20 protein-coding genes and 1 rRNA gene are annotated in these 19,408 nt (G+C 58.9%); 12 read left to right on the forward strand and 9 right to left on the reverse strand.

What is annotated here, in order from left to right; all coding sequences use genetic code 11:
- The 4 genes from rrf to MHK04_RS11210 all read left to right on the forward strand — a co-directional run.
- Positions 1-109: ribosomal RNA gene (rrf, locus tag MHK04_RS11195) — 5S ribosomal RNA — on the forward strand; the annotation flags it as partial.
- A gap of 305 nt (positions 110-414) precedes the next feature.
- Complete coding sequence (locus MHK04_RS11200; protein ID WP_239208799.1) at positions 415-1,131, forward strand: hypothetical protein; 717 nt, start codon at positions 415-417, stop codon at positions 1,129-1,131.
- 17 nt (positions 1,132-1,148) lie between these two features.
- Complete coding sequence (locus tag MHK04_RS11205; protein WP_239208797.1) at positions 1,149-1,553, forward strand: hypothetical protein; 405 nt, start codon at positions 1,149-1,151, stop codon at positions 1,551-1,553.
- Positions 1,554-1,733: 180 nt separating this feature from the next.
- On the forward strand, positions 1,734-2,981 hold the full coding sequence (locus MHK04_RS11210; protein WP_239208795.1) for an HNH endonuclease signature motif containing protein: 1,248 nt from the start codon (positions 1,734-1,736) through the stop codon (positions 2,979-2,981).
- Positions 2,982-3,184: 203 nt separating this feature from the next.
- Here MHK04_RS11210 and MHK04_RS11215 read toward each other — a convergent pair whose 3' ends face one another.
- From MHK04_RS11215 to MHK04_RS11225, 3 genes are read right to left on the reverse strand one after another with little or no spacing between them, the layout of a single operon-like run.
- Positions 3,185-3,808, reverse strand: coding sequence for a DUF3239 domain-containing protein (locus MHK04_RS11215; RefSeq protein ID WP_239208793.1), 624 nt, complete (start codon positions 3,806-3,808; stop codon positions 3,185-3,187).
- Positions 3,805-5,430, reverse strand: coding sequence for a DNA repair helicase XPB (locus MHK04_RS11220; RefSeq protein ID WP_023022022.1), 1,626 nt, complete (start codon positions 5,428-5,430; stop codon positions 3,805-3,807). The genes MHK04_RS11215 and MHK04_RS11220 overlap by 4 nt, the downstream gene beginning before the upstream one ends.
- Positions 5,427-7,442 (reverse strand): helicase-associated domain-containing protein, encoded by a 2,016-nt coding sequence (locus tag MHK04_RS11225; protein ID WP_023022021.1) that lies wholly within the window; start codon positions 7,440-7,442, stop codon positions 5,427-5,429. Before MHK04_RS11225 ends, MHK04_RS11220 begins: the two co-directional genes overlap by 4 nt.
- A gap of 66 nt (positions 7,443-7,508) precedes the next feature.
- On the opposite strand from MHK04_RS11225, the gene MHK04_RS11230 reads away from it, so the two are divergent.
- The gene (locus MHK04_RS11230) at positions 7,509-7,694 is read left to right on the forward strand and encodes a hypothetical protein (protein WP_023022020.1); all 186 of its coding nucleotides are present in this window, start codon (positions 7,509-7,511) and stop codon (positions 7,692-7,694) included.
- A 99-nt stretch (positions 7,695-7,793) separates the two neighbouring features.
- On the opposite strand, the gene MHK04_RS11235 is transcribed toward MHK04_RS11230, so the two are convergent.
- Positions 7,794-8,423: a resuscitation-promoting factor Rpf1 domain-containing protein gene (locus MHK04_RS11235; RefSeq protein ID WP_023022019.1), complete on the reverse strand. Its 630-nt coding sequence runs from the start codon at positions 8,421-8,423 to the stop codon at positions 7,794-7,796.
- Between the two features lie 321 nt (positions 8,424-8,744).
- On the opposite strand from MHK04_RS11235, the gene MHK04_RS11240 reads away from it, so the two are divergent.
- The gene (locus tag MHK04_RS11240) at positions 8,745-9,125 is read left to right on the forward strand and encodes a cold-shock protein (protein ID WP_005323875.1); all 381 of its coding nucleotides are present in this window, start codon (positions 8,745-8,747) and stop codon (positions 9,123-9,125) included.
- On the opposite strand, the gene MHK04_RS11245 is transcribed toward MHK04_RS11240, so the two are convergent.
- Complete coding sequence (locus tag MHK04_RS11245) at positions 9,122-9,700, reverse strand: DUF2771 domain-containing protein (protein WP_023022018.1); 579 nt, start codon at positions 9,698-9,700, stop codon at positions 9,122-9,124. The genes MHK04_RS11240 and MHK04_RS11245 overlap by 4 nt on opposite strands.
- Before the next feature lie 6 nt (positions 9,701-9,706).
- Positions 9,707-10,471, reverse strand: a complete 765-nt coding sequence (locus tag MHK04_RS11250; protein WP_023022017.1) for a glutaminyl-peptide cyclotransferase — start codon at positions 10,469-10,471, stop codon at positions 9,707-9,709.
- A 38-nt stretch (positions 10,472-10,509) separates the two neighbouring features.
- Here MHK04_RS11250 and MHK04_RS11255 point away from each other — a divergent pair, with 38 nt between their 5' ends.
- The 3 genes from MHK04_RS11255 to MHK04_RS11265 are packed head-to-tail and all read left to right on the forward strand — an operon-like array spanning position 10,510 to position 13,357.
- Positions 10,510-11,178, forward strand: coding sequence for a DUF3027 domain-containing protein (locus tag MHK04_RS11255; RefSeq protein WP_023022016.1), 669 nt, complete (start codon positions 10,510-10,512; stop codon positions 11,176-11,178).
- 49 nt (positions 11,179-11,227) lie between these two features.
- Complete coding sequence (locus tag MHK04_RS11260; protein ID WP_239208791.1) at positions 11,228-12,541, forward strand: NCS2 family permease; 1,314 nt, start codon at positions 11,228-11,230, stop codon at positions 12,539-12,541.
- A 9-nt stretch (positions 12,542-12,550) separates the two neighbouring features.
- Positions 12,551-13,357, forward strand: a complete 807-nt coding sequence (locus MHK04_RS11265) for a TrmH family RNA methyltransferase (protein ID WP_239208789.1) — start codon at positions 12,551-12,553, stop codon at positions 13,355-13,357.
- Here the strand turns inward: MHK04_RS11265 and MHK04_RS11270 are convergent.
- The 3 genes from MHK04_RS11270 to serC all read right to left on the reverse strand — a co-directional run bounded on the left by MHK04_RS11270 (position 13,318) and on the right by serC (position 16,258).
- The gene (locus MHK04_RS11270; RefSeq protein ID WP_239208787.1) at positions 13,318-14,148 is read right to left on the reverse strand and encodes a DUF6928 family protein; all 831 of its coding nucleotides are present in this window, start codon (positions 14,146-14,148) and stop codon (positions 13,318-13,320) included. The genes MHK04_RS11265 and MHK04_RS11270 overlap by 40 nt on opposite strands.
- Positions 14,149-14,150: 2 nt before the next feature.
- Positions 14,151-15,026: a septation protein SepH gene (sepH, locus tag MHK04_RS11275; RefSeq protein ID WP_023022012.1), complete on the reverse strand. Its 876-nt coding sequence runs from the start codon at positions 15,024-15,026 to the stop codon at positions 14,151-14,153.
- Between the two features lie 113 nt (positions 15,027-15,139).
- Positions 15,140-16,258 carry a phosphoserine transaminase gene (gene serC / locus MHK04_RS11280; protein WP_200287977.1) on the reverse strand — a complete coding sequence of 373 codons (1,119 nt, stop codon included), beginning with the start codon at positions 16,256-16,258 and terminating at the stop codon, positions 15,140-15,142.
- A gap of 159 nt (positions 16,259-16,417) precedes the next feature.
- Here serC and MHK04_RS11285 point away from each other — a divergent pair, with 159 nt between their 5' ends.
- The 3 genes from MHK04_RS11285 to MHK04_RS11295 all read left to right on the forward strand — a co-directional run bounded on the left by MHK04_RS11285 (position 16,418) and on the right by MHK04_RS11295 (position 19,125).
- Positions 16,418-17,710 (forward strand): citrate synthase, encoded by a 1,293-nt coding sequence (locus MHK04_RS11285; RefSeq protein ID WP_023022010.1) that lies wholly within the window; start codon positions 16,418-16,420, stop codon positions 17,708-17,710.
- Positions 17,711-17,833: 123 nt separating this feature from the next.
- Positions 17,834-18,193 (forward strand): FKBP-type peptidyl-prolyl cis-trans isomerase, encoded by a 360-nt coding sequence (locus MHK04_RS11290; protein WP_005323855.1) that lies wholly within the window; start codon positions 17,834-17,836, stop codon positions 18,191-18,193.
- A 68-nt stretch (positions 18,194-18,261) separates the two neighbouring features.
- Positions 18,262-19,125, forward strand: coding sequence for an aldo/keto reductase (locus tag MHK04_RS11295; protein ID WP_200287976.1), 864 nt, complete (start codon positions 18,262-18,264; stop codon positions 19,123-19,125).
- The last annotated feature ends 283 nt before the right edge of the window (positions 19,126-19,408 follow it).

Consider the following 19,408-nt stretch of genomic DNA (forward strand, 5'->3'; position numbering starts at 1 on the left):
CAATAGCTGCAGGGAAACGCCCGGTCCCATTCCGAACCCGGAAGCTAAGCCTGCACACGCTGATGGTACTGCAACCGGGAGGTTGTGGGAGAGTAAGTCACCGCCGACACCAAACAACAAAAACACAACAAAATACAAACAAAGAAGAGGACGGTATACCACCGCCCTCTTCTTTCGTCGTTTTGCTAGTCTCAAACGCATGGACCAAAGGCAGATTTCTACTGTGGTGGAACAAGTAGAGCAGAGAATTCAAGGCTTAAAGGATGTCGATAAGCTTCTGGCCTATTTAGACAGCTTGCATCCGGATGAACTGGGTGGTGTGGAGTTCCTCGTTGATCGCATGTTTGAAGACGAGCGTAACCAAATATGGGATCTGACGGAATCTCTCAAGGAATTCCTTGCGGATTTAAAGGAATGCCAGAAGTAAGGCAGACGCTCGCCGAAGTAACCATTAACTTTGTAAAGCCCACCGGACTAAACTTGGCTGGCCCCGACGATTCGGGCCAGTACGCCGACCAGGTGTGGCAGGCCGGCGAGCTGCTCCAGACGGCCATGTTTGAACCTCATCTTTTAGCCGGCTATGGAATTGAGCCAATTAAGGCTCAAGATATCTTCCCAGTGGCGCAACGCGCAGTTGACGAAGTTCTGCAACAGTTGCCGCTTATTGAGGATGTCAACGACGCCGTGCGTTGGAGTGCCGAGCGCTTGGCGCAGGAACTACCTCATGCAGCTCAACTTTCAAAGGTTGACGGGCTGTACTTGGCCCAGTGGCTGTTGGGCATTCTTGAGTCGCCGTATGCGGAACAAATAGATGTTGACCCCGTGCAGTACGAGGAATCTTTAGGCGTAGAGGGCGTGAAGGAACTTCGCGAGCGGGCGCATGGCGCGTATGCGAGGCGTCGGCTCGCGGTGCTTTCTGGCTCTGTCGAGGACGTATATCGTACTCATACGGACGGATACGAGCAGCTGATTCGCGGCCTTTCGGAGATAGGTCAGTTTGACCTCGCCTATAGGTACTCAGAGAAGGCCATGCTGGCGTTGCCCACGGAGGATACTTTCCATATCGTTACTTTTGGGCCGCGCTTTGCGACGCCCACTTTCCCCACCGCAGCCCCGCCGTGCACCGGATAGCCTTCGATAGTTTTCCAATGCTATCGACTGCGCGTGGGCTTTTTGCGGCCGTAGGGGACACCGCGTCAGTACTCATCCAGACTCGCCTGCGGGATAAACCATGGGACCTAGCGATGTTCCAGTACGTGTGCCTAAATGATCCGGAGCGTGCTTGGGCAACAGCCTCGGACGCCGGAATTGAATGGAGCTTGGCAGAGCAGCTTCTTCCGGACTTGCCGGACGAGACCATTCCCATTCTGATGCGAAAAGTCGAGGAGCAGTTGGAAAACAAGTACGGTTGCGACCAAGCGTATGAGTTGCTCGGGAAAATCCAAAAGGTTGCTGAACCAACTTCCTTTGAAGAATTCTTGGGTCGGCTAAAGCGGAAGTTTGCTAACTGCCCCGAAATTCGCTCCCTGCTTGCCGGCGTCGACGAACTCTAAACCTTTCCTTTTACCCCCGCCGGTGTGTGGGGTGTGACTCTGGAGATCCCTGCAGGTTTAGGTCACCCTATTCGAACATAAACACCCCCATCAAGAGCATATGTTCGAAAGCCGGGATACTATAAGGACACTGGTTAGAAACCACGTACGAACCCCTACTTTTTTGTTGGAGTACACCCCGTGACTGCCACACTATCCCCACCTCAACCCGATACCGCCCTCGACTATCCCGACACCCTCCTCATTTCCGGCCATCCCGATACTGATCCTCTAGATGAAGGTGATGTGCCCGAAGCGTTCTACACCACCAACGCACCCGGCAACCACATCGGCCAAGCCGGCACCTACACCCGCAAAACCTCCTGGTTCCTCTACCGCGCAATCCTCCCCCAACTAGACGAAGATGTTGATTTAAGCCTGACCAGTCTCGCCAAAGACCTTGGTATCTCCTACTCGAAACTCCAAGGCTTCCTGCGCGCCCACTTCCGCATGCGCCAACTACCTCTAGTCACCGAAGTGCAAGGACTCCACTGGATCCTCGATCTGACCAAATTGCGCATCATCGACCGCGAACTACACCGACTGGAAAATAACCTAGATGACCTCGAAGCCATCGACGCCGCACTCGCAGACTTCCTCACGCCCACCGCACCGAATCAAACAGTCCCCACTGATGCTGAACTACGCCGCTTCATCCGCGGCTTCATCGACACCCACTTGCGCCCCGGAGACAAAGAAGAAAAGCCGCAACCCACACTCCGCATAAACTACAACCCCGATAACACCACTACACTATCTTTGACCTGCGATAGTGCTACCGCCACAATCATCGCCCGCCATATCGATGTGTACACCAACAAGGCACACACCACCGCAGCGCAGGGCCTTATCGATCTCATCCTCGAAGACACCCATACCAGCGTCGCTATAAACACCTTCACCACCAACGAAGACACCAATATCGTCTTTCATCCCGGCGCAGGTTGGATAAATCTCAACCATGCCCCCACAGACAACACCTTCATCCGTCGGCTTAACGCCGACGAAGTAGACTCCTACATCCCTGACGCCGACATCCGCGCCTACACCCAAGGCAGAGACGCCACCTGCCGCTGGCCCGGCTGCACCATCCCCGCCACACAGTGCCAACTAGACCACCGCATCGAATACCACCAAGGCGGACCGACCAGCCCAGACAACCTAGTAAACCTCTGCCAACACCACCACAACATCAAAACCGACCGCCGCGTCCACTACATCCTCGACCCCATCACCGGCACCATCGCCTGGCTCCACCGAGACGGCACCTACCAACTAGACCACCCCACCGGGCCCCTAGCCACACACCAAACACACTGGAACCACACCTGGGCAAAATACCTCGCACTACAACAACAGCGATCAAAAAGAGAGAAAGTGAAAGGATAAAGACGCCCGCCTCGCGGTTTAATTGTGATTGCGCGGGTTGCATATTTAGCGCGTAACTCGGTTTCTCGTTGAGGGCTACCGAGGCGTTAATCTTGCCTCGTGTGCTCACAGGACGAGGCAAGATGACGACCAATTCCTTGCCTAGCGTGGAAGTTTCAGTTGGGTCTGTGAACGGACCTGTATCCGACGTAGCTTATGCAGCTCTAGAGAACCAGCAGGTCGAACTTAGTAGCCTTGACGTCGGAAAGGCGCTTGCGGGCTCGCTCGAGGCGCTGCCATTCCTCTTGGGGGATGGATTTGCGAGCGATGGTGACGGTCTCGGCGTCAGGAGTGCCCCAGGCGATGGGCATCGGGGTGATTTGCTGCCAGTGGTTATTGTCCGCGCGGCCAGAAACAGCTGCAACGGGAACCTTGGTGCCTACGGTCCGTTGGGTGCCGGGGATGGCGGTCACGGTGCGCAGACATGCAGCCCAGCGGGGAGAAAGGGAAGGATCCACATTGGTATTCACCAATGCGAGCAAGACCATATCGCGTTCATTTACTTCAGCGATGACGGCCGGCGCAAGGGGATAGGAATCATAGAGTTGCTGGGCGGTGCCAACTTTACGAGCGGCGGCAAAGCCGACGATGGCCACCATGATTCCGAATAGAATCATGCCCAGGCCGATAGTGATGCCCCAGGAAAATCCCCACCAGATGGCCGCGCCGCCGATGATGAGCAGGATGCCCAGTACGAGGCCGGAAAGGCGAAGGCGGTTGGAATCGCGCAAGAGCTCGTTATTGGCCTTGGCAAAGGACTCGTCTACGTCGAACTTGAAGATTTTCATTGTTCTAAGTCTAGTGCGTCGATAAGCCGGTAGGCATATCCTTGTTCGGCGAGGAAACGCTGGCGGTGCACGGCGTAGTCAGCATCGAGGCTATCGCGGGTGACCAGCGAATAAAAGAGCGCCTCTTCTTCCTTGGGGCGGAGTAGCCGGCCAAGGCGCTGAGCCTCTTCCTGGCGGGAACCGAAGGTGCCGGAGACCTGGATGGCTAGGGCGGCCTCGGGGAGATCGATGGAGAAATTGGCGACCTTGGACACCACCAGAACGGGAAGGCTGCCATCCCGGAATTGCTGGAAGAGGCGTTCGCGCTTAGCAGTGGAGGTGGAGCCATCGATTACGGGGGCGTCGAGATGCGCGCCGAGTTCTTTGAGCTGGTCGACGTAGCCGCCGATGATAAGCGCCTGCTGCGGGTGGCGGGCCAAGATTTTGTCGACCGCGCGGAGCTTGGCGGCAGCCTGGGCAGCGATGCGGTAGCGGTCGCGAGGTTGGGCGGTGGCATAGAGCATGCGCTCCTCGGCGTCCATGTCTACGCGGACTTCGATGCACTCGGCGGTGGCGATATAGCCGGCCATCTCGAGCTCTTTCCACGGGGCGTCGTAGCGCTTGGGCCCGATGAGGGAAAAGACGTCGCCCTCGCGGCCGTCCTCGCGTACGAGGGTGGCGGTGAGCCCTAGCCGACGCCGCGACTGAAGATCCGAAGTCATACGGAATACCGGCGCGGGCAGGAGGTGGACCTCGTCGTAGATGATGAGGCCCCAATCGCGGGAATCGAAGAGCTCGAGGGCGCGGTATTCGCCTTTGGTTTTACGCGTGACCACCTGGTAGGTGGCAATGGTGATGGGCTTGATTTCCTTCTTCTCGCCGGAGTATTCGCCGATTTCATTTTCCGTCAGCGTGGTGCGGCGCAGGAGTTCGTCCCGCCATTGGCGGCCGGCGACGGTATTGGTGACCAAGATGAGCGTGGTGGATTCTGCTTTGGCCATGGCTGCCGCACCGACGATGGTTTTGCCAGCACCGCACGGCAGCACCACGACGCCAGAGCCGCCGGACCAAAAGGCCTCGGTGGCGTACTGCTGATAATCGCGCAGCTGCCATCCATCATGATTGAGGGCGATGGGGTGGGACTCGCCATCGACATAACCTGCGAGATCTTCTGCCGGCCAGCTCGCCTTGAGGAGGGCTTGCTTGAGGCGGCCGCGCTCGGAGGGCGGGACGGCGATGGAATGCTCGTCGATGCGAGCGCCAAGGAGCTTTCCGGTTGCGCCACGGGAGAGTTCTTCCAGGATAGGTGGCTCTTCGGACTCGAGAATGAGGCCGTGGGCTGGGTGGGCGTGCAGGCGGACGCGGCCGTAGCGGGACATGGTTTCGGCGACGTCGATAAGCAGGGCTTGGGGGACCGGAAAGCGCGAGTAGTTTTCGAGGACGTCGACGACCTGCTCGGCGTCGTGTCCGGCCGCGCGGGCATTCCACAGCGCGAGCGGAGTAATGCGGTAGGTGTGCACGTGCTCGGGAGCGCGCTCCAGCTCCGCAAAGGGAGCGAGCGCGGCGCGGGCCTCTGCGGCCTGGGCGTGATCCACCTCGAGCAAGACGGTCTTATCCGACTGCACAATTAATGGTCCATTCATGGCTCCAGCGTAACGGAGGTGATCCGGTGCAAGGGAAATCGGATAGTGGAGCCGTCGGAAGAGCGGGCGTCGATTTGCCCACCCGCGACCGTCAGCGGGGTAACGGTGCGGTGCTTTTCGTTGCCGTTCTTATCCGCATAGCCAATGGTGATCGGCCGGGCTGTGCGTGCGGCTGCGTGGACTATATCGAGGCTGGGAGTGGAAGGCGCGGAGTCATCGCGCAGATTGCGCATGGCCTTCGCAATGTCCGGGAAAGCGGTAGCCCGACGCGCGGTGGGGGTCGGTAGCGTTGCAGGTTCGGGTGCAACCGTGAGGCTCGCGCCGTTGTGGTCCTCGGCCGCGGGAGAAAGACCGTGATCGCGCAGCCGCTCCAGCAGGTCGTGTACCGGCAGTTGAGAAATAGCGACGGTGGGAGCAAGCAGACGCAAAGGCGCGGCCTTGAGCGCAATCTGGAGGAGGGCTGGGTCCTCGCTGCGCAGGTAGGACAGTGCCGGGCCGGAGCGCAGGGTGCCGTGGCGCTTGGCGACGTCCCCGATATGGAACTCCAGCGTCTGCGGCACCTCCCCGTGGGCTGCGAAAAAGGCGTGGATTTCCTCCCCAGTCATTCCGCGATCAAGGCCGCGGCGAAGGGAAGCGTCCGAGATGCGGTAGACACTGGCCAAGCCGGGGGATTCAAGGTCCGCGACGGATTCGAGCCGTTGGTGTGTTTCTGGATCGAGCGGTCCGGGAACCAATACGGTCATATCTGCCTGAATTAGAAAGTAGTCAACCGTATCTGGGGTCAGGCGGGCGGCGGCCTCGGGGCCCTCGATAAGCACGCTGGTGGGGCGCTCGAGGGCGATTGCGCCGATCCACTCGGCTTCCGCACGGAGCTCGGCGATAGTCTCGTCCGCGGTATGCGTGGCAAAGAGTGGGAAGTGGAAGCGGAGGGCTTCTTCGAAGGAGGGTTTCGCCCCACGCAGATAGACCTGCAGGACCTTATCCCTAAAGCTCGGCAGGCGGTCATTGGTGTGCGCTAGAGTACGGTCTTCGCTGGTCCACGTGGAGGTTGTCCATGATTCGAACAGGAGCTGCCACTTTTCGGCGAGGCTTGCATCGAGCCAGGTTTGGGCGAGCTCCGTTGGGGCGAGGAAATTGCCCTCCATGTTTTTCGGCTCGCCGCGGCTTAGTAGGCGGGCACTCATGCCGAGTTCGATGAGGCGGCGCAACTCCTCCTCGCCAATGTTAAGGGTCTTGCTTAATCCGGTGAGCTGGCGAACGCCGACGGTCTTGTCTTTGAGGAGTTCTATCGGCCGAGCGCCTAGGGAGTCAATGACACGCTGCATGCCGCGCACGACGGATAACCCGGCTGCAGTGCCAGCATCATCGGCCTTGGAATCGGGGGAGGGGGATTCAGTTATTCCCTCCACAGGGATAGGCGCGGTGGTTTTGCCGTTCAGCGCAAGGTGCACGGCGCGTGGCAGGCGGACGGTGGTTGAGTCAACGCGGTGGAGCAGCTGCTTGGCGATGAGCCGCGGGATTGGTCGGGCCGGATCCGCATCAACGGCTGCGTCCCGCGTGGTACCGAGGCCATTGGACCGGGACAGGGTCTCGAGGACCTTGCGCTCTTCAGCTGGCAGCTCGGCAATATCTTCTGGGCCGACTCGCAGCTGTTCGAGCAGAGACCAGCCCGTGGGCAAAGCAGGCATGACCTCAGGCGGAATAAGGACGTTGCCGTACGCTAGTCCGCGCTCCTTGAGCTGGCGGGTGGTCTCCGGATGCAGATCTTCTACCTCCTCGAGCTCTCCGCCACGGCGCGCGATGTCCTCGATTTCCGCGAGCAGCTCCGCGGAGCAGTCCATAAGGGCTCGTGCGATAGAGGTGCGCAGCAGGAGCCGAGTGGCGAGCGCGGCGATACTTGGGGGTAGTGGATTGAGCACATCTGGCCGGTTGCGGAGGACTGTTGCCAGCTCTTCTTCGTCAAGGGAGGCAAGCCACGTGCGGAAATGCGGAAGATGGGAAGACTGAGTCATGATGACTTCCCAGTTTAGCTATCGATTGAGTTACGTTTTTGCGCAAGGTTTGAAATAATAGGGACTATGTCGAATGAGAAGAAGGGTCACGTTTCCCCGGCTTGGCCGAAGAACGAAAATCGCGAGCACGCAATCACGGAAATCTCTGCGCCTTTTGCTGGTGCATCCAGCCCCTACGGCGATGATCTGATTTTGCCGATGCCGGCAGAGAAGCTGAACTACGTTCACCCTTATACTCGCATCAACCGCTAAAGCATTCCCCCGCCTCGGTGTGGGGGAAGATTTGTATCTAGCGTTCCCTCACGCAGAAAAGGCCCCCTGCATGAGCAAGGGGCCTTTCTTCGCTGTGTCTTAGCGGGTGATGTTCTCAATCATCTGCGCAATCGGGTCGATGACGTTGCGGTTGGCAGAGTAGAAGTTGTTGAAGTCGTGGCGGTTAGCCTTGTACAGCTCGGTGAACTGTGGAGGCAGAGCCAGGCCGTAGGAGTTAGCGGCATCCTTGATGGTGTTGTACAGGGCATCAACGGCCAGCTCATCGGACTTCTGGGCAGCAGCCTGCTTAACCGGAGCCGGTGCCTGGGCCGGAGCCTTAGGTGCAGCGGACGGAGCGGTGCGCTGGGTAGGAGCGGAGTTCAGGCCAAGGGAAGCGGAGCAAGCCGGCCATGCGCCCCAGCCCTGGGAAGCAAGTACGCGCTCAGCAACAACGATCTGCTGCTCGCGGGAAGCCTGGTCAGCGGTAGCTGCGAACTCGCCGCCGCCATTAGCCTGCCAGGTCTGCTGGTTGAACTGCAGTCCGCCGTAGAAGCCGTTGCCGGTGTTGATGTGCCAGTTGCCGCCGGCCTCGCACTGTGCCAGGCGGTCCCAGTCGGAATCTGGGGCAGCAGATGCGGTTGGTGCCATGATGGCAGCAGCGGCGCCGAAGGCGACGGTGCCGGCGGTGAACTTAGCGGCCATGCGGTTCTTAGCGGAGTGGCGTCCCATGTAGTTAGTCCTCTCTGTGTGCCCGCATTAAGTGCAAAGAATATGTACCAAAAAGAAAGGGCGGGCGAGGGCAACTTTCTTAACGGCTCTTAAATGTCTGGGGGACAGCGTAGCGGTTTATAACGAAAGTGTCACGTTATGGACACTAAATGGGAAAGGAATGGGGCGAATGTGGCGCGTGCGAGGACATTTGTGCAGGTGAATGGCAATATGTGATCTGTGACACATAGCAGAGGTGTGTCGCGTTAGCGTGCGCGACTTCTGTTGTTTTGACCAGGCAGCTAAAATAAAGATTTTCCCCTAGAGAAGAGGTGGGTACCTATGCCTATTGGCAAAGTGAAGTGGTATGACGCCGAGAAAGGTTTCGGTTTCGTCAGCAACCCGGGCGATGAAGACGTCTATGTCGGCCGCAACGTGTTGCCTAAGGGAGTAGAGGAGCTGTTCCCAGGCCAGCGCATCGATTTCGATTTCGCGGCTGGCCGCCGTGGTCCGCAGGCGCTGCGGGTCAAGGTATTGGATAAGCCGCGTCGCCGCACGCCGGCCCGCAAGCCCGAGGAACTCGGCAGCATGGTCTCTGATGTAATGACTTTGCTGGAGTCACAGATTCAGCCGGTGCTCAATTCCGGCCGCTACCCGGAGCGCAAGACCGGCCGCCAGGTAGCAGAAATCCTTCGCGCAATTGCGAAGGATTTGGATAGCTAATCAGAAGCCTTCGTGGATTCCTCCGCGGAGGCTTCTCGTTCTTTATCGGTCATCGTGGTGAGCGACCACACGGTGGCCAAGGGGGTTTCGTCACCGTTGTCATCGGTGCCGATCATCATGGAGGAAATCTCTACCACCTTGAGGCGGGGGCGTTTGCCGGTGGAGGCCTTGATGGGCTCTACCGATCCGGGGATTGATACTTCAGTAGTCTCGTTCGCGCCGTGCGCGGTTTCATCATTGGCGGCGGGGTCATCGTAGATGGAGAGAATCTTCCATTCATGATCAGAAATCTCTTCGGGGATTTCCAGCTTGAGGGTGTCGTCTTCCCCTACGGTGAGGTTCGGGACCTCGCCCTCCGGGCAATCGGCGCCGGGCTCGCACGCGATATAAGGGGCGAAGTCGATGGAATTATCGCCCACGGAGGCGGTCACTTTGATTTCGCGCGGATCGGGACCCGGCCGCTGGTTCCACCAGTTCTGGAAGATCACTACGGCGGCGACGATGACTGCCACGACCACGATGAGGGCCAAGATCTGCAGCAGCGACTTTTTCCTTGCTTCCTTACGGGTTGCCATGGGCCTTTACCTTACTCGAACGTGGAAGAGTTCTTTCCACCGCTTGCCGGTAAGCCAGAACTCATCGTCTTTGATGTGCGCGATGCCGTTGAGGACGTCATCGGGGTCGGTATAGCGGGATTTATCTATGGCGTCGGTGGAAATGACGGCGGTCACGCGGCCGGTGGAAGGATCGATGCGGTAGATATTGTCATCCATCCACACATTGGCATAAACGGAATCGCCCACGCACTCCAGCTCATTGATGTCCTCGAGGGGTTTTCCTTCCAGGCTGACGTCGGTGGTCGAGCGCTCCGCAAAAGTTTCCGGATCCATATGCCGCAGGGTAGCGGAGCCATCGGACATGAGAAGATCTTCGCCGTTATTACACAGCCCCCACCCTTCACCGGTGTAGGAGGCGGTATCGACCTGGCGCAGGTCCTGGTCGTATTTCAGGGTCTGGCCGGATTTCCAGGTCAACTGCCAGATGGAATCTCCGGCCTGGGTGATGCCTTCGCCAAAGTAGCGGTTATCCAGGTGCGTTTCGGCTAAGGTTTCGCCGGTTTCGGGGGAGAAGCGCTCTAGGCGGGATTCGCCCCATTGGCCGGTGCCAAGGAGCAGGTTGCCGTCCGGATCGGTTTCGAGGCCTTGAGTAAAGGAATTGGCCGGCAGGGAAGCGGTGCCTAAGACCTCCACGGAGAGGTGCTCAACTTCGGGTTCTGCATGGGTAGAGGAACAGGCAACGAGGGTGCAGGGCAGGAGAATGCAGGCGGCGCGGGAAAGAAACGACATGCACCATATGTACCACCGTGTACGCCCCATAATGAATAATGAGGGGCGTGAGTAAGCGAAAAGCAAATCCGTTGATCGATTCCCGCGCCGTGCGCATTGCGCGCGAGGCGCTGGATGAGGTGGGGGAAGGGGGCGTCGGCAAGCATATCGGCGTCGCTGGGATAGGCCGAAACGTTGCTACCCACCGATTTGAAGCAGAGATGCCTGGCTACCCCGGCTGGGAATGGCAGGCGGTGCTCGCCTGTGCGGAGGGATCGCGCTACGTCACCGTCAATGAAGTGGCGCTGGTGCCAGGCGGGGAGGCTCTGCAGCCGCCGGAATGGGTGCCCTATGAGGATCGCGTGCGGCCGGGCGACCTTGGGCCGGGTGATTTGATGCCACCGGCCGTAGATGATTCCCGCCTGGACGGCGACAAACTTTCCAAGTCCGGCTTGGACGACGCCAAGAAGCGCTGGCGCACCGAGCGTGGCCCGAATACGGATATGGCGGCCAAGGCGCGCCTGCAATGCCGCACCTGTGCGTTTTATGTAGAGCTGATGGAAAACTACGGCGTCTGTGCCAATGAGTATTCCGCGGACGGACGGGTAGTGCACTCGCGTTATGGTTGTGGCGCGCATTCCCAGACACGGGTGCGGGAAGAAAAGAACCCCGAAGTTGCCTTCGATGATGAAAAACCCATCTTCCAGGATTTTGATTTCGAGGACTAAGACAGCACACTTATGGCGTAAGACTCGCTGTACGTGAAAGGCGCAGGCGTTGAAAGCCACTCTCGATCGCTACTTCCATATCTCTGAACGTGGTTCCTCCATTGGAACCGAGCTACGCGCGGGAACGGTCTCGTTCTTCGCCATGGCCTATATCATTCTCTTGAATCCGCTGATCCTCGGCACCACCGAAGATGCAGACGGCTACGCGCTGGGCGTGCCGCAGGTTGCTGCCGCCACCGCGCTGGTCGCGGGCGTAATGTCTATCCTCTTCGGCGCTATTGCCAAATACCCCTTCGCCATGGCCGCCGGCCTGGGCATGAATACCTTCGTGGGCGTGAGCATGGTTGCCACCAGTGGGCTGACCTGGCAAGAATCGATGGGCCTGGTGGTTATCGAGGGCATCGGCATGTTCATCGCCATGATCGGCCTTGTGGACGGTGGTTTTGTCACCCGCGTGCCGGACGCTGCGCATACCACCGTGCCGGTGGGCTTGGGCATTAATGGATCGATTTCCACTTGGCCGGCGCTGGTCTTTGTCATCGGCCTTATTATCTGTTCCTTCATGGTTATCCGGAATGTGCCGGGCGGGCTTTTTATCGCCATCGTGCTCACCACCATCATCGCTTTTATCGTGCAGGCATTTACCGGCTCCGAGGACTGGGGCATGGCCGCGCCCGTCAAACCAGAAGCGCTCGGTGGGATTCCGGACCTATCCATTGTGGGTGATGTGAACCTGGTAGGCGCATTCACGAAAATCGGCGTGGTTTCCACCGTCTTGCTCATTTTCACCCTGTTGCTTACCAACTTCTTTGATGCGATGGGCACCATGACCGGCTTGGGCAAGCAAGGCAAGCTTGTCGACGCCGAGGGCAACCTCCCCGATATGAAAAAGGCCCTCGTCGTAGAAGGCTTCGGTGCAGTGGCCGGCGGCCTGGGCTCTGCTTCTTCCAATACCGTCTTCGCGGATTCCTCCGCCGGCATTGCCGATGGCGCCCGCACCGGCCTGGCCAACCTGATGACCGGCCTTTTGTTCCTCGCCGCGATGTTTTTGACCCCTCTCTATGAAATCGTGCCCATCGAGGCCGCCTCCCCAGTTTTGGTCATCGTCGGCGTGATGATGGCCGCGCAGCTGACCGAGATCCGCTGGACCAAGATGGAAATCGCCATCCCCGCCTTCTTGACCATTGTGATCATGCCCTTTACCTATTCCATTGCCAACGGTATTGGCGTAGGCTTTATCTCCTTCGCGCTCATATCCACCTTTGCCGGTAAGGCCAAGGAAGTGCACTGGATCATGTGGCTCTTGGCCGGCCTCTTCGTGATTTTCTTTGGCATGGATCCGATTTCCAATGCTATCGGCTAGCCTAAAGGCATGCTGATTACTGACCCCGCAGACCCTCGCCTGGACGATATTCGGAACCTCAACAAATCCGATAAAACCGGCGAGGGTCTCGTCATTGCAGAGGGCCCGCTGGTGGTCTCCCGGCTGGCCGAATCCCGGTTCCCCATGCGTTGCTTGGTGGGCTTTCCTAAGAAGCTGGAAGCATACGTTTCCGAGTATGGCGAGCCTGAGTGCCCCATCTACGAGGTCTCCCGCGAGACCCTCGCAGAGGTAGCGGGCTTTGATATGCACCGCGGGCTTGTCGCCGCCGCGGACCGCGCCCCAGAGCCGGATCTGGGAGAGATTTTGAAGACCGCGAAAACCATCGCAGTGCTGGAGGGCGTGGGCGATCACGAGAATATTGGCGCAATCTTCCGCCACGCCGCCGGCATGGGGGTGGACGCGGTGCTGCTCGGCTCAGGGGCCGCAGATCCGCTCTATCGACGCTCGGTGCGCGTATCCATGGGGCACGTGCTGCGCTTGCCCTTTGCCCATTTGGAAGGCGGGTTCACCACGTGGCAGCGTTCCTTGCAGGCGCTTGCCGACGCCTCCTTCACCCTCATTTCCTTAACCCCCAACCCCCACGCGGTGCATTTGGCCGAGGCCATGCATGGCTTGGATAAGGTGGCCATGCTCGTCGGTGCGGAAGGCCCTGGCCTTACCGAACACGCAATGAAGGCCACCGACGTGCGCGCACGCATACCGATGGCCCCTGGTACGGATTCCCTCAATGTGGCGACGGCCGCCGCCATTTCCTTTTATGAACGCCAGCGCTCCTTGAGCGACCTAAACGTCTGAGCGCCCCAATTGCCGATGAGGGAGCCCAGATGCTTCGCAGTGGAGATGATCTCCTCGCCAGTGGATTCCGGCTCGGCGCTGTGGTCCTCGTAATCGTCATAATCGTTCAGACCCAGCTTATTGGCCGACTGCGCAGCTAGCTCGCCCACGGTCCGCTTCGGCTTCGGCGGGTCGATCTTCGGCTCTGGGCGGCCGTCAACCGCGTAGCCTACGACGTCCAGATCCGGGCCATCGTGTCCTACCTCGATGCCGAGCCAGTACTCCTGGGCCGCCTCCATGATGCCCTGCGGCTCGAAGGGCAGGGAAATGCCACCGATCGGTTCGTACTTTTCTCCTGCCCAGTAGGGCGCCTCGAAAGGCTCTGGCAGGCCGGTGTCTTCATAAAGGTGCTCGCGCGTAGCGCACAGGCAGCGCTTGAGCTGGCCGCCTTCCCACAGGGCGAAGCCGGCATAGCCTTCCTTTTCATTACTCGCCAGCGCAATGACGCGCTGGGCGGGGACCGCATTGAGTAGGGTTTCCGGCAGCTGAGAGAGGAGGACGGAGTCATCTTGGCACACCGTCTGTACCACGGTGATGCCGGGGTAGCCGCCGATGTAGTACTCATGTGGATCCGTCTGCGCGGAGCGGTTAAGCGGGAATTGCCCAATCGGGGTGACCGGGAATGTCGGGTCTAATTGGGCGAGGAATTTTCGCCCAAAGCCGCGATCCGCCTTGGGCTCGGTCTTTAGCACCTCTTCTGCGTTGGGCTTAGAGATGTACCAGAGAGTGAGTACTGCGTGAGAGATGTCCACGATTAGTCCCTAGGGCGCTTGGTATTGGAGCGAACGCCGAGTAGTACGTCCTCCCAATGCGGAGTGACGGCCTTGCGGCGGCGCTTGGCGGGCTTTTCTTCCGGGGAGGGGTTCTGTAGGAACTCCTCTTCCTCGGGCTCTTCCGGCGGGGTGGTTGGCGCAGTGAGGTCAGTGACGTTGCTGGGCTGATCGCCGTCGATAGCTTCGTCGTAGCGGCCACTGCCCAACGAGGTCAGCGAGCGCACCGGCTGTACGAAGTCCGGGTCCGTTAGGTCTGCGGCCACCGAGTTGCGGGCCTCCACCGTGGCGGGCGAGGACATGGACTGCTTGAAGTACCACTCGGCTTCGTTCTCGGACAGGCCGGCCTTCCACGTCACGCGCACGATCCAGGCCTCGCCCTGGTGGCGGTAGGCGTCCCAGGTGGACTCGGACAGTGAGTGTCCGCGAGCGGCAAAGGCGGTAGCAAGAACCTCCCACAGGGTGAGCTTGGCTGGGCCGTCCTCGCGTACCGGGTGAGCCTGCTTGGCAATCTCCGCGATGCGGTTGCGCTCCAGCATGACCGGGTAGGCGAAGGGTTCAATGCGGGACTCGGGCACGCCCATTTCTTCCGCCACTTCCGCCGCGGAGGCACCGGCGCGGATGCGGTTTTGGATCTCCGCCGGGCGAATCTTTGCCTCTTCAACCGGCTCCGGTTTGGCGGGCTTGGCAAGGCTGATGGCGGGAGCCGCCGGCTCTTCTTCCGGGGTTTCCTGCTGCTCACCCTGCAGGACCTCGCGCAGTTCATCGGTGATGGAGAGGAAAAACTCTTCGCCGTCTTCGGTGCGCAGCACCAAAGAGGTTTCAGTCGATTCGCTGTCAACTGGGAACAGCTCGCGCATAATAGGGCGCTCCTTTTGCCTATCGACGGCGGACAATTCTGTGATGCATTCAACTATAACGTGAAAAGCCCCACGGCCTGCGAGGCGGCGGGGCATGTTGAGTGAGTGATGCGTTACTTTGCATCCAAGACGTAGTCAATGCACTGGGTGAGCTTAGCGATATCCTCCGGATCAATGGCGGGGAACATGCCGATGCGCAGTTGGTTGCGGCCCAGCTTGCGGTACGGTTCCACGTCCACGATGCCGTTGGCGCGCAGGGTGGCGGCGAGCGCTGCGGCATCGACGGAGGCTGCAAAGTCGATAGTGCCCACCACGAGCGAACGAGAAGCAGGATGTGCGACGAATGGAGTGGCCTCTGGGCGGGATTCGGCCCAGCGGTACAGGTTAGTAGAGGACTGCGTGGTGCGCTCTACCATGCCGTCCAAGCCTCCGTTCTCATTCATCCACTGGATTTGGTTATCCAGCATGAGCAGGGTGGCAATCGCCGGGGTGTTATAGGTCTGGTTCTTGCGCGAGTTATCCACTGCGGTTTGAAGGTTGAGGAAATTAGGGATATAGCGCTCAGAGGCGTTGATCCTTTCAATCCGCTCCAGGGCGGCGGGGGACATGGCGGCTAGCCACAGGCCGCCGTCAGAGGCAAAGCATTTCTGCGGCGAGAAGTAGTAGACGTCCGTGTCGGCGATATTTACCGGCAGGCCGCCTGCCCCAGAGGTGGCGTCTACAACCACCAATTGTTGGTCGTTGCGCGGGTGTGGGCGGGTGACCTCTGCCATCGCACCGGTGGAGGTTTCATTATGCGCCCAAGCAACCACGTCCGCCTCCGCGGAGAGATCGCCTACGTCGGGCACGGTGCCCGCGGGAGCCTCCACGATGGACGGGGCATCAAGCCAAGGGGCACCCGCGGCAGACTTTGCAAACTTAGTGGAAAACTCGCCAAAGGTAAGGTGCGCGGAGTGGCGTTCAATGAGTCCGAAAGTGGCGGCATCCCAGAAAGCGGTGGCGCCGCCCACAGAGAGGACAATTTCGTAGCCTTCTGGCAACGAGAAGAGAGCGCTTAATCCTTCCCGTACCGAACCTACGAGGTTTTTGACCGCTGGCTTGCGGTGGGAGGTGCCCATGACTGCAGGTTCTATGGCTGCAAGCTGGTCGGGGCGAACCTTGGAGGGGCCACAGCCAAAGCGGCCGTCGGCAGGCAGGAGATGGGCGGGCAGCGTAAGTTCTGGAGTGCTCATGAGTGTCAGTGTAGGACAGTTCCGGTCGAACGGCAGTTATTTTAGTCGACCGAAACTTGTAGGCGGCGTCACAAAGTTTGCTAAACTGTGAAGAGCTATCCAACTAGCTTCTTTAAGTTAGTGCCTAATAATGACTCTCACAAAGAGAAAGGAACTTCCGTGGCTTCTGAAGACAACAAAGTAGTGCTCCAGTACCCAGGCGGCGAGTACGAGATGGACATCAAGCAGTCCACCGAGGGTGACTCCGGCTTTGACATCTCCAAGCTCCGTAACGAAACCGGACTTGTTACCTTCGACCCTGGTTACACCTCCACCGGTTCCACCGAGTCCAAGATCACCTTCATTAATGGTGAAGAGGGCATCCTGCGCCACCGTGGCTACGACATTGCAGACCTTGCAGAAAATGCTTCCTTCAACGAAGTTTCTTACCTCCTGATCAAGGGTCACCTGCCCAACGAGGAAGAGCTCAGCCACTTTAATAAGGAAATTCGCCACCACACCCTGCTGGATGAGGATTTCAAGGCCGCGTTCAACATCTTCCCGCGCAACGCACACCCGATGGCGGTGCTAGCTTCCTCCCTTAACATTCTCTCCGCTTACTACCAGGACCAGCTCAACCCGCTGGACCCAGAGCAGCTGGATAAGGCAACCGTTCGCCTGCTGGCTAAGGTGCCAATGCTGGCCGCCTATGCCTACCGAGCTTCCCAGGGTAAGCCTTATATGTACCCGGATAATAGCCTGAACGCCCGCGAGAACTTCTTGCGCATGATGTTTGGCTACCCAACCGAGGAATACGAGGTTGACCCGGTCGTAGCTAAGGCCCTGGATAAGCTGCTCATTCTGCACGCTGACCACGAGCAGAACTGCTCTACTTCCACCGTGCGCATGATTGGTTCCGCGCAGGCGAACATGTTCGTCTCTATTGCTGGCGGCATTAACGCTCTGTCCGGCCCACTGCACGGTGGTGCAAACCAAGCCGTTCTGGAGATGTTGGAAGATATCCAGAACAACCACGATGGTGACGCTACCGACTTCATGAACCGCGTGAAGAATAAGGAAAAGGGCGTTCGCCTCATGGGCTTCGGCCACCGCGTGTACAAGAACTACGACCCACGCGCTGCCATCGTCAAGGAGACCGCACACGAGATCATCGATCACCTGGGTGGCGACCCGATGCTGGATCTGGCCATGAAGCTGGAAGAGATTGCGCTGAACGATGACTACTTTGTCTCCCGCAAGCTCTACCCGAACGTGGACTTCTACACCGGCCTGATCTACCGCGCCATGGGCTTCCCGACGGACTTCTTCACCGTCCTCTTTGCTATCGGCCGCCTGCCGGGCTGGATTGCTCAGTACCGCGAGCAGCTGGAGATCAACACCAAGATCAACCGTCCGCGCCAGATCTACACCGGCGAGTCCCTGCGTAAGGTTACCCCACGTAACGAGCGCTAAAGCGCCCCGCGGGTTCGCCGAATTAAGCCGAATCGGGTGGTAGCACCTATAATAGGTGCAGCTCGGTTCGGTTTTTAATGCGACCGCACGAACAAACTAGATTTCCCAAGGAGAATAATCCCCATGGATAAGCCTGTTATTGAAGCCCAGTCTGGCCCAGCGCCGACGGACCTTGTCGTAGAAGACATCGTCGTCGGCGACGGTGCTGAGGCACAGCCTGGTGCCGTAGTGGAGGTCCACTACGTCGGCGCTGAATACGAGACCAACCAAGAATTCGATTCCTCGTGGGACCGTGGCCAGTCCATCGAGTTCCCACTGACCGGTCTCATTGCCGGCTGGCAGGAGGGCATTCCGGGAATGAAGGTGGGCGGCCGTCGCAAGCTCATCATTCCGCCGGAAAAGGCCTATGGTCCTGCCGGCGGTGCGCACCCGCTATCCGGCCGCACCTTGGTCTTCATCATTGACCTCATCCGCGCCGACTAAAAGCGCTCAACCCCAGGTTCGCCCTGGGGTTTCGTCGTTTTCGGCGCGGCTTTAAAAACTGCGGCACAATGGAGGGCATGACTGTGCCAACCGTAACTTTTAATGATGACCGCGAAATGCCCCAGCTGGGCCTAGGTACGTACAAGCTCTATGACGAGGAATGCATCCGCGTTATCCGTGAGGCCATCGATTTGGGCTACCGCCACTTCGATACCGCTACGCTGTACAAGAATGAAGAGGCGGTAGGCACCGCCCTCAAGCAGGCAATGGATGCCGGCGATGTCACCCGTGATGAGCTCTTTGTTACTTCCAAGGTCTGGCATTCCCACCACGGTGCGCACAAGGTAGAAGAGGCATTCCAGCAGTCGCTGAAGGATCTGCAGCTGGACTATCTTGACCTGTATCTCATCCACTGGCCGTGGCCGCAGGGTGGCCTATACAACGAGACCTTTGAGGCTATCGCCCGCCTGCAGGGTATGGGTCAGATTGCGTCCATCGGCGTGGCCAACTTCTACGAGGACGTGCTCAAGGACTTGATTTCCACCACCGGTATTTCTCCGGTGCTTAACCAGGTGGAGATTCACCCGGGCTTTACGCAGTCCGGTTTGCGCGCTTTCCATCACGATAATGACATCGTCACCGAGGCATGGGCCCCGTTGGCACGCGGGGTAGTGCTCAATAACCCAGTGATTGAGCAAGCTGCCGCTGACCATGAGGCCACCGAGGGACAGGTTGTGCTGGCTTATCTCATGTCTAAGGGGATGTCCGTGATCCCGAAGTCCGCGCGCACCGAGCGGCTAAAGGAAAACCTCGCTTCCACCGAGTTGGAGCTTACGGCGGAGGAAGTATCCGCCATCGATGCCCTGGAAGGCCAGGAGGGCTTTGGTCGCATGTTTAATGACCCGCGCGAGTTCCCTGGCGACGAGGAATAGTCTCACCCGCAGTTTAAGCCCCCTCACCGGGGGCTTTTCTTTTGTCAAGCGGCTGTTAACAATCTTCGCAAAAGGGGGGTTGTTTCCACCGATGGGGGTAGTTGGCTAAAGACGTTGATCCAGCTCGGCGGAACCTATCAGCTTGAAAGGGTGGAGAGGTGAGGTGTTTTCTTGGCAGAGTTCACAACCTTGCAGAAAATGTTCGGTAACTTACATGGAAACATGGATAGTGATTAATAACACATTATCTCGTGTGACCTAAGTTCCTCTCACCCAAGGAGAC

Origin of the sequence: Corynebacterium nasorum, from assembly GCF_022345765.1 — a bacterium.
GTDB classification, from domain to species: domain Bacteria; phylum Actinomycetota; class Actinomycetes; order Mycobacteriales; family Mycobacteriaceae; genus Corynebacterium; species Corynebacterium kefirresidentii.

What these genes read in the sequence shown, in the direction of transcription:
- MHK04_RS11200 (WP_239208799.1), top strand. Translation starts at nt 415, where the DNA reads ATGCCAGAAGTAAGGCAGACGCTCGCCGAAGTAACCATTAACTTTGTA.
- MHK04_RS11205 (WP_239208797.1), top strand. Translation starts at nt 1,149, where the DNA reads ATGCTATCGACTGCGCGTGGGCTTTTTGCGGCCGTAGGGGACACCGCG.
- MHK04_RS11215 (WP_239208793.1), bottom strand. Translation starts at nt 3,808, where the DNA reads ATGAAAATCTTCAAGTTCGACGTAGACGAGTCCTTTGCCAAGGCCAAT.
- MHK04_RS11220 (WP_023022022.1), bottom strand. Translation starts at nt 5,430, where the DNA reads ATGAATGGACCATTAATTGTGCAGTCGGATAAGACCGTCTTGCTCGAG.
- MHK04_RS11225 (WP_023022021.1), bottom strand. Translation starts at nt 7,442, where the DNA reads ATGACTCAGTCTTCCCATCTTCCGCATTTCCGCACGTGGCTTGCCTCC.
- MHK04_RS11230 (WP_023022020.1), top strand. Translation starts at nt 7,509, where the DNA reads ATGTCGAATGAGAAGAAGGGTCACGTTTCCCCGGCTTGGCCGAAGAAC.
- MHK04_RS11235 (WP_023022019.1), bottom strand. Translation starts at nt 8,423, where the DNA reads ATGGGACGCCACTCCGCTAAGAACCGCATGGCCGCTAAGTTCACCGCC.
- MHK04_RS11240 (WP_005323875.1), top strand. Translation starts at nt 8,745, where the DNA reads ATGCCTATTGGCAAAGTGAAGTGGTATGACGCCGAGAAAGGTTTCGGT.
- MHK04_RS11245 (WP_023022018.1), bottom strand. Translation starts at nt 9,700, where the DNA reads ATGGCAACCCGTAAGGAAGCAAGGAAAAAGTCGCTGCTGCAGATCTTG.
- MHK04_RS11250 (WP_023022017.1), bottom strand. Translation starts at nt 10,471, where the DNA reads ATGTCGTTTCTTTCCCGCGCCGCCTGCATTCTCCTGCCCTGCACCCTC.
- MHK04_RS11255 (WP_023022016.1), top strand. Translation starts at nt 10,510, where the DNA reads ATGAGGGGCGTGAGTAAGCGAAAAGCAAATCCGTTGATCGATTCCCGC.
- MHK04_RS11265 (WP_239208789.1), top strand. Translation starts at nt 12,551, where the DNA reads ATGCTGATTACTGACCCCGCAGACCCTCGCCTGGACGATATTCGGAAC.
- sepH (WP_023022012.1), bottom strand. Translation starts at nt 15,026, where the DNA reads ATGCGCGAGCTGTTCCCAGTTGACAGCGAATCGACTGAAACCTCTTTG.
- serC (WP_200287977.1), bottom strand. Translation starts at nt 16,258, where the DNA reads ATGAGCACTCCAGAACTTACGCTGCCCGCCCATCTCCTGCCTGCCGAC.
- MHK04_RS11290 (WP_005323855.1), top strand. Translation starts at nt 17,834, where the DNA reads ATGGATAAGCCTGTTATTGAAGCCCAGTCTGGCCCAGCGCCGACGGAC.
- MHK04_RS11295 (WP_200287976.1), top strand. Translation starts at nt 18,262, where the DNA reads ATGGAGGGCATGACTGTGCCAACCGTAACTTTTAATGATGACCGCGAA.